The organism is Paraburkholderia sp. (assembly GCF_034668105.1).
GTDB lineage: Bacteria > Pseudomonadota > Gammaproteobacteria > Burkholderiales > Burkholderiaceae > Paraburkholderia.
The window spans coordinates 1-7,787 of the sequence record NZ_JAXDPY010000571.1 but is presented as its reverse complement, the minus strand read 5'-3'; the positions used below and the strand labels follow the sequence as shown (position 1 = coordinate 7,787).

Sequence of the window (7,787 nt, the reverse complement as noted above, 5' to 3'; positions counted from 1 at the left end):
TCGCCGCGCCGCTTGACCAGCACGTGTGTGGCGCCGCTGCTACCCGCGCCTTCCTTGCGGGTATTGTTCTCGACCGGCTCGACAAACACCGAAATGGCCGCGAGGCCGTCGGAGAACACCGCCTGGTCGACCGGAATGGTCGGCTGGCCCGCGTCACGCGCGGCCATTGGGCGACGCAACTCACGAATCTTGCGGAAACCCGGCACTGTCGGCGTAATCTGCCAGCCTTGCGCAGCCATATCGACCGGCTCGACCGGCGGATGCACCACCGTCCATCCTGCTGTATTACGAATACCGTTGACGATGGGAGTCTTGTCCACCGGTACGCCGATACGAATCTGCGAAAACGACAACTGTTCGAGCACCTGACCATTCGGATCAAGTGTCTGCGCGCGCAACAGCAAGCCGGTCTTCTTGTCGGCCCACAGCTTATAAGCAAAGCGGTAGGCGTCTTTCGGGTCGAGTTCGATGACCTGACTGTCGATACCGGCTACGCGATCGTCGCCGAGCAGCTTCGGCTCGTACACAGACAGCACCTGCTCGCCGCTTACAGCCAGCAACGCAGGGAATGAATCCTTGTTCTGGCGCTTCTCGACCACGCACAGATGCCGCTCGGGCACGAACGTGTAGAGATCGTCGTTATGGCGGAGCATTTTGCGCGGCTTGCCGTCGAGGCTTTCGAGTTGTTCGAATTCGCCGTCCGTACGGGTCGCGTAATGCGAGATCCGCGACGTCTGAACGAAATTACCGCGCTGATAGACAAACGCGCCCTCGTAGTTCTGCTGCTGGGCGGCCTGATGGATGCGATCCAGCAGTTCCGCAGCGGTACGACGGGCGATGAGTGGATCGTCGGTTTGTGCGAAGACCCGCGGTGTAGCGGACAACAATACGGCAGCGCAGAACAGAAATGCTGGCAGCCGCCCCCAGATAGTCGTTTTATTCAACCGCGGAGTCTGCATCAAACTATTGGCCTTGCGTAGAAACTGCGGCAGCGCGAATCAGCGGCATCGAGCCCGGCATGACCGGTTGTTGCGCGAATTGCTGGTGAGCTTCCAGATACTGATCGAGACTGGCGTCGCGAATGATGTTGGCGTCTTGCGCGATCGGCTGGACCGTAGCAGCGGGCACCGACGCCATGGCCACGCGTTGCAGCGAATCGCCATGCGACTGGATGGACGCGACCTGTGCCACACCCGGGCCGCCCGGCACGCCTTGCAGTTGCGGCACAACGATCCACGTTAGCGTGGCCGCGGCAGCCGCGACGGCAAAAGCCGGCACCACACGCCGGCGCAACGCCAGCAAACGGCGGGCGACCGGCATTGCAGCCGGCGCGAGCACGTGCGGCTCATTGTCGAAACGCGCGGCAAAACCGCTCAGGAACGCGCTGGTCGCCGCCGGGCTGACCGCCAGATCGTCGGAACGCAGGGCGTCGCCGATCAGGTGATAGCACGACCAGGCGGCACGATCTGCGCCGTCCAGTTCGGACACAAACGTGTTCAGATGCTCTTCGCCGAACAGCTCACCGTCGACAAAAGCGGACAGACGCTCGCCGCGCGAGCTGGCTTGCGATTGCATCGAGACCGACCCCATGATGCTCCCCATCTTACAAATACCCCGTAGTGACACCACTAATCCAGATATTGCACCCGCGCCCCAACCGGCCGGCTGGTGTTTACCAGCGCTTGCCTTCAGGTGTGTCAAGCAACGGACGCAATTTTGCCGCAATGGCTTCGCGAGCGCGGAAAATTCGTGATCTGACTGTGCCAATTGGGCAACCCATCATCTCAGCGATTTCCTCGTAGCTCAAACCTTCAATTTCACGAAGAGTAATGGCGGTGCGCAACTCTTCCGGTAAAACCGCCATTGCAGCATTGACCGTCTCAGCGATCTGCTTGCTCATCAACATCGACTCAGGCGTGTTGATATCCCTTAGTTGGTCGGCGTCCGAGAAAGTTTCAGCTTCTTCAGCATCTGCTTCGGTCGAAGTCGGTGCGCGCCGCCCCTGGGTCGCAAGGTAGTTCTTTGCCGTGTTGACCGCAATCCGGTACAACCACGTGTAAAAGGCCGATTCGCCCCTAAACTGCGGCAACGCCCGATACGCCTTGATAAAGGCGTCCTGGGCGACGTCTTCCACTTCGGCCGGGTCCCGCACGAGGCGCGAGATCAGCCTGAGAATCTTGCGGTGGTATTTGGAGACCAGAAGCTCGAACGCGGCCTTGTCGCCCTTCTGGACGCGCTCGACCAGCACCTGATCAATTTCTTTTTCGCTCACCTGATAAATCCGTTAACTATTGGGCGCATGGCGGGGGACCATTGTAGCGTCCCCATCATTGCGGCACGTTACTCCGGTAACAGCGGTTACAGTCGTTACAGTCACGCACCGGCGCCACGCCGACCCAGCACGGCGAGCTCCCGGAAGACGAACGGGGGGAGCGCGTCAGCAGCAAGAAGTAGCGTACGGGAGCGCCCATGGTCCGGTGCCAGCGTCAGAACGAGCAAACGACCGTTCCATTGCGAACAGCCGGCAATACGGCCCTGCATCAGCAAACTGCCGGCCCGATTCCAGACGGACACTCCGTCCGGACCGATTTTCAGCGCGATGGGTCGCGCGTGCTCATGCTTCATCGCACAGAGCGTCAAGAATGCCCACACGGCCAACGTCAACGGAACCGCCTGCGAGCCGCCCAGATGCGACGCAAAGCAGGTGTAAGCAGCCAACGTCGCTATCAGGACGAACGCCCCTAAAGCGGCGCACATGGCGGCGGAGCGCCGCAACGTAATCCGTTGCAGCGCTTCGCCGGGCGCTGCCGATTCGAGGTAAGCCGCCGGGCAAGCCGGCGTTTTCGACTGATGTGTCAACAAACGAGCGGGTGATCAGGCGCGCTTGAAGACCAGCGTGCCGTTCGTGCCGCCAAACCCGAACGAGTTCTTCAGCGCGATGTCGATCTTCATCTCCCGCGCCGTGTTCGCGCAGTAATCAAGATCGCAGTCCGGATCCTGATTGAAGATGTTGATCGTGGGCGGCGAGACCTGATGATGCACGGCCAGCACGGTGAACACGGATTCCAGACCGCCGGCGCCGCCCAACAGGTGACCCGTCATCGACTTGGTCGAGTTCACGACCATGTTTTTGGCGTGGTCGCCGAAAGCCCGCTTGATGCCGGTGGTTTCAGCGAGGTCGCCGAGCGGTGTGGACGTGCCGTGCGCGTTCAGGTAATTCACCTGATCCGAATTGATGCCCGCGTTCTTCATGGCAGCCAGCATGCACCGGCGGGCGCCGTCGCCGTCTTCCAGCGGGGCGGTCATGTGATAGGCGTCGCCGCTCATCCCATAGCCGCTGATCTCGGCGTAAATCTTCGCGCCACGCGCCTTCGCGTGTTCGTACTCTTCGAGCACCATCACGCCGGCGCCCTCACCCAGTACGAAACCGTCGCGGTCTTTGTCCCACGGACGGCTAGCCGTGGCCGGATCGTCATTGCGCTGTGACAGCGCTTTGGCCGCCGCAAATCCGCCGATCCCGAGCGGCGACACCGTTGCTTCCGCACCGCCGGCGACCATCACGTCTGCGTCGCCGTACTCGATCAGGCGCGAGGCCTCGCCGATACAATGCAACCCGGTGGTACAGGCGGTGACGATTGCAAGGTTCGGGCCCTTGAGGCCGAACTTGATCGACAGATGGCCGGAGATCATGTTGATGATCGACGCCGGAACAAAGAACGGCGAAATCCGGCGCGGACCGCGATTCAGCAATTCGGTCTGCGTTTCCTCGATCATCGGCAGACCGCCGATGCCCGAACCGACTACCACGCCGATGCGCTCGGAATTCTCATCGGTCACTTCGAGGCCGCTGTCCTGCATCGCCTGAATGCCGGCCGCGACGCCGTAATGGATGAACGTATCCATCTTGCGCGCATCTTTACCGGAGATGTAGTCCTCGATATTGAAGCCCTTCACCTCGCCGGCGAAACGAGTCGAAAAGTTCGACGCATCGAACTTCGTGATATTGGCAATACCCGACTTGCCGGCGACCAGATTGGCCCAGCCATCGGCAACATTATTGCCAACAGGCGAAATCAGCCCCAGGCCTGTAACAACAACACGACGGCGGCTCACGGTAACCCCTTTTTCATAGATGACAAAAGCAAAAGCCACAGCGGCCACAGGAACCTGCCCTGTGTGCCCTGTGGCTGTTAACCGCCCCCCACACCTGGTGTTTCACACCGGGTTCCCCCGAGGGGGCAAGAAAACCTGGGGCGGCCCGGCGTTTTCTTGAAAGTCGGCAATCGCGCAGAAATTTGCGCTGCAGCATCGCTGGCTCCTGCACGGCAGAAAGCGCCCGCCCTGCTTGCGCCGGAAACCGACACGGCAGGGCGTCATACGCCGCCAACGCAGAAACGCAGGCGCGAATGACTTTAGGCCTTGACGTTCGCGCGAGCGTAGTCGATCGCTTGCTGAACGGTGGTGATCTTCTCGGCTTCTTCATCCGGAATTTCCATGCCGAATTCGTCTTCGAGGGCCATCACGAGCTCGACAGTGTCGAGCGAGTCGGCGCCGAGGTCGTTCACGAACGAAGCTTCGCTCTTGATTTCAGCTTCTGCAACGCCCAGTTGTTCTGCGACGATCTTCTTGACGCGCTGTTCGATATTGTCCATTACCCCTCCAAGGGAAAAGAAGTTCAAAAATACAGGTGCGCGCATTTTATCAGGTTTGACCCGGCAAAAAAGCGGCGCATCGGGTTCCTGTCAAGGCATGCGCCTTATGCTTTTGCAAACGCATCAAGGCGCGGATAGTAACCGAATTTGGTTACGACATGTACATTCCGCCGTTCACATGCAGTGTCGTGCCGGTGATATAACCCGCTTGCGGCGACGCGAGGAACGCGACGGCGTGCGCGATATCGTCGGGGCTGCCAAGGCGGCCGAGCGGAATTTGCGTCTTCAGCGCGGTTTGCTGCTCTTCCGGCAGGGTCTTGGTCATGTCAGTATCGATGAAGCCCGGCGCGACGCAATTCACCGTGATGCCGCGGCTGCCGATCTCGCGTGCAAGTGCGCGCGTCATGCCTGCTACACCCGCTTTCGCGGCCGCGTAGTTGACCTGCCCCGGGTTGCCGGCCGAGCCGACCACCGACGTGATGTTGATGATACGGCCGCCCTTCGCCTTCATCATCGGACGTAGCACGGCGCGCGACAGGCGGAAGACCGACTTGAGATTGGTGTCGATCACCGCGTCCCAGTCGTCGTCTTTCATGCGCATCGCCAGTTGGTCCTGCGTAATGCCGGCGTTGTTCACCAGCACGTGCAGCGCGCCGAATTCCTTCACGGTGCCGTCGATCAGCGCTTCCGCTGCGGCAGCGTCGTTGACGTTGAGGACCGCGCCGCGGCCGCTCACGCCGGCCGCACCAAACGCTTCGGTGATTGCGGCTGCGCCGCTTTCGCTGGTTGCGGTGCCGATCACCGTCGCGCCTTGGCGCGCCAGTTCGATCGCGATTGCGCGGCCAATGCCGCGCGAGGCGCCGGTCACGATTGCGATCTGCTTGTCGAGAGTCTTTTCCATCTGTCAGTCCGGATGCCCTTTCGGAGGGCTGATTGATTCTTGATGGCGATTTTTGGCGCCGCCAGGTGCTGCGTATGACGTGGCGCTCAGCCCGCCGTCATGAGCTTGAGGGTTTCTTCGAGCGAGGCCGGATCGAACACCGACGCACCGACCAGATTGCCGTCGATACGCCTGGTCAAACCCGCAAGGACCTTGCCCGGTCCGCATTCAACCACGTGCGTGACGCCTTGCGCCGCCATTGCCTGGACGCTTTCCACCCAACGCACCGGACCTGCGGCCTGACGCACCAGCGCGTCCTTGATCCTGACCGGCTCGTTGACCACCGCGACGTCGACGTTGTTGAGCACTGGAATGGACGGCACCTGCACGTCGATGCCAGCCAGATACTCACGCAACTGATCCGACGCGGGCTTGAGCAGCGACGAGTGGAACGGCGCCGATACCGGCAGCGGCAATGCACGCTTTGCGCCCTTCGCCTTCGCGACTTCGCAAGCCTTTTCGACGGCGGCCTTGTGACCGGCGATCACGACTTGCGCAGGCGCGTTGAAATTTACCGCTTCGACCACACCTGCGACCGACGCTTCAGCGCAAACCGCGCGCACCGCGTCGTCATCGAGGCCGAGAATCGCGGCCATGCCGCCAACGCCGACCGGGACGGCCGTTTGCATGGCTTGCGCACGAAAACGCACGAGCGGCACGGCATCGCGAAACGCGAGCGCGCCCGCCGCGACCAACGCGGTGTACTCGCCGAGGCTATGACCGGCGACAATGACCGGCTTCGGGCCACCCGCCTGCTGCCACGCGCGATAAATTGCATACGCGGCGGTCAGCATGACGGGCTGGGTATTGGTGGTGAGATTCAGATCTTCGACGGGGCCTTCGGCAATCAGCTTGCCGAGGTCCTGATCGAGCGCATCGGATGCTTCCTGAACCGTCTCACGCACGACCGCGTGATCGGCGAATGCGTTGAGCATGCCGACCGACTGCGAACCTTGCCCAGGAAAAACGAACGCAAATTTCATATCGTCCCCAAAATCGATGTTGTCAGATGTGGGTGGCGCGCCCGTTGAGAGCGCGCTCAAGCGTAGCCTGGCGCCGCGAAGAGCGCTCGCCATAACGTCGCCGCTATCAGTAGCGGATAACCGACGCGCCCCAAGTGAAGCCCCCGCCGACGCCTTCGATCAGCACGTTCTGGCCGCGCTTGATGCGGCCGTCGCGCACCGCGACGTCGAATGCGAGCGGAATGGACGCAGCCGACGTATTGCCGTGCTCGCCCACCGTGACGACCATGCGCTCCTGCGGCAAGCCAAGCTTGCGGCAGGTGCTTTGCATAATGCGAATGTTGGCCTGGTGCGGGATCAGCCAGTCGACCTGCTCGGCCGACAGATTGGCCTTGGCGAGCGCCTCGACCGCGACCTTCTCGAGCACATTGACGGCGAGCTTGAACACCGCCTGGCCGTCCATATGCAGGAACGCGCTGCCTTCGATCACGCCGCCGTTCACATTGCCCGGCGTGCAGAGGATTTTGGAATGGCTGCCGTCCGCATGCAATGCGCTAGCCAGCACACCCGGCTGTTCGGAGGCCTGCAGGATCACCGCGCCCGCGCCATCGCCGAACAGCACACAGGTGGTGCGGTCCTTGAAATCGAGAATGCGCGAAAAGGTTTCCGCGCCGATCACGAGCGCCGTGCGATGCTGTCCACTGCGAATGAAACTGTCCGCTGTCGCCACCGCATAAGCGAAGCCCGAACAGACGGCCTGCACGTCGAATGCGGCGCCGTGGTTCTTGATGCCGAGCTTGTTCTGCAACAGGCACGCCGTGCTCGGAAACACGAAGTCCGGCGTGGAGGTGGCAACGATGATCAGATCGATGGATTGCGGATCGATATCAGCCGCTTCGATCGCGCGCTGCGAAGCGATCAGCGCCAGATCGCTGGTGGTGACATCGGGTTCGGCGAAGTGGCGTGCATGGATGCCCGTGCGGGCAACGATCCACTCGTCGCTCGTCTCGACGCCCTGCCTGGCGAGACGCTCAGCCAGATCCTGATTGGTGACGCGGCCGGGCGGCAGGTAGCTGCCGGTGCCCAACACGCGGGAATAAATTGTGGATTGAGCCATTATGCCTTCGAGGATTGCGCAGCGTAGGGCTCGGCCGGCTGGCCTGCGATCGGGCTTGCGTGACCCGCACCGCTTGCGTCGCGCGCCGCCTGTTCAAGAGAACCCGCGTTCTCTTC

At 61.7% G+C, this 7,787-nt stretch carries 9 protein-coding genes; all 9 read right to left on the bottom strand.

From position 1 onward, the window contains the following. Window positions 1-959, bottom strand: a 959-nt coding sequence (locus QOC89_RS25360) for a MucB/RseB C-terminal domain-containing protein (protein ID WP_323047529.1), incomplete at its 3' end; no start/stop codon positions are given. 4 nt (window positions 960-963) lie between these two features. Beyond that, window positions 964-1,590, bottom strand: a complete 627-nt coding sequence (locus tag QOC89_RS25355) for a sigma-E factor negative regulatory protein (RefSeq protein ID WP_323047528.1) — start codon at window positions 1,588-1,590, stop codon at window positions 964-966. Window positions 1,591-1,672: 82 nt separating this feature from the next. Continuing rightward, entirely contained in the window at window positions 1,673-2,272 is a 600-nt protein-coding gene (gene rpoE, locus QOC89_RS25350) for an RNA polymerase sigma factor RpoE (RefSeq protein ID WP_006051939.1), read from the bottom strand. Between the two features lie 101 nt (window positions 2,273-2,373). Next, a complete protein-coding gene (locus tag QOC89_RS25345) occupies window positions 2,374-2,862 on the bottom strand; it encodes a hypothetical protein (protein WP_323047527.1) in 489 nt (162 codons plus the stop codon). 12 nt (window positions 2,863-2,874) lie between these two features. Then, on the bottom strand, window positions 2,875-4,113 hold the full coding sequence (fabF, locus tag QOC89_RS25340) for a beta-ketoacyl-ACP synthase II (RefSeq protein ID WP_323047526.1): 1,239 nt from the start codon (window positions 4,111-4,113) through the stop codon (window positions 2,875-2,877). Between the two features lie 299 nt (window positions 4,114-4,412). Further along, a complete protein-coding gene (gene acpP, locus QOC89_RS25335) occupies window positions 4,413-4,652 on the bottom strand; it encodes an acyl carrier protein (protein WP_179733415.1) in 240 nt (79 codons plus the stop codon). A gap of 151 nt (window positions 4,653-4,803) precedes the next feature. Further along, entirely contained in the window at window positions 4,804-5,553 is a 750-nt protein-coding gene (fabG, locus tag QOC89_RS25330) for a 3-oxoacyl-ACP reductase FabG (protein ID WP_323047525.1), read from the bottom strand. Between the two features lie 86 nt (window positions 5,554-5,639). After that, window positions 5,640-6,575 (bottom strand): ACP S-malonyltransferase, encoded by a 936-nt coding sequence (gene fabD, locus QOC89_RS25325; RefSeq protein WP_323047524.1) that lies wholly within the window; start codon window positions 6,573-6,575, stop codon window positions 5,640-5,642. A 106-nt stretch (window positions 6,576-6,681) separates the two neighbouring features. Next, complete coding sequence (locus QOC89_RS25320) at window positions 6,682-7,671, bottom strand: beta-ketoacyl-ACP synthase III (protein ID WP_323047523.1); 990 nt, start codon at window positions 7,669-7,671, stop codon at window positions 6,682-6,684. Window positions 7,672-7,787: the final 116 nt, after the last annotated feature.

Bases quoted from the DNA above. Each gene is read 5' to 3' on its own strand.
- QOC89_RS25320 (WP_323047523.1), bottom strand. From the start codon at position 7,671: ATGGCTCAATCCACAATTTATTCCCGCGTGTTGGGCACCGGCAGCTAC.
- acpP (WP_179733415.1), bottom strand. From the start codon at position 4,652: ATGGACAATATCGAACAGCGCGTCAAGAAGATCGTCGCAGAACAACTG.
- fabD (WP_323047524.1), bottom strand. From the start codon at position 6,575: ATGAAATTTGCGTTCGTTTTTCCTGGGCAAGGTTCGCAGTCGGTCGGC.
- QOC89_RS25355 (WP_323047528.1), bottom strand. From the start codon at position 1,590: ATGGGGTCGGTCTCGATGCAATCGCAAGCCAGCTCGCGCGGCGAGCGT.
- fabG (WP_323047525.1), bottom strand. From the start codon at position 5,553: ATGGAAAAGACTCTCGACAAGCAGATCGCAATCGTGACCGGCGCCTCG.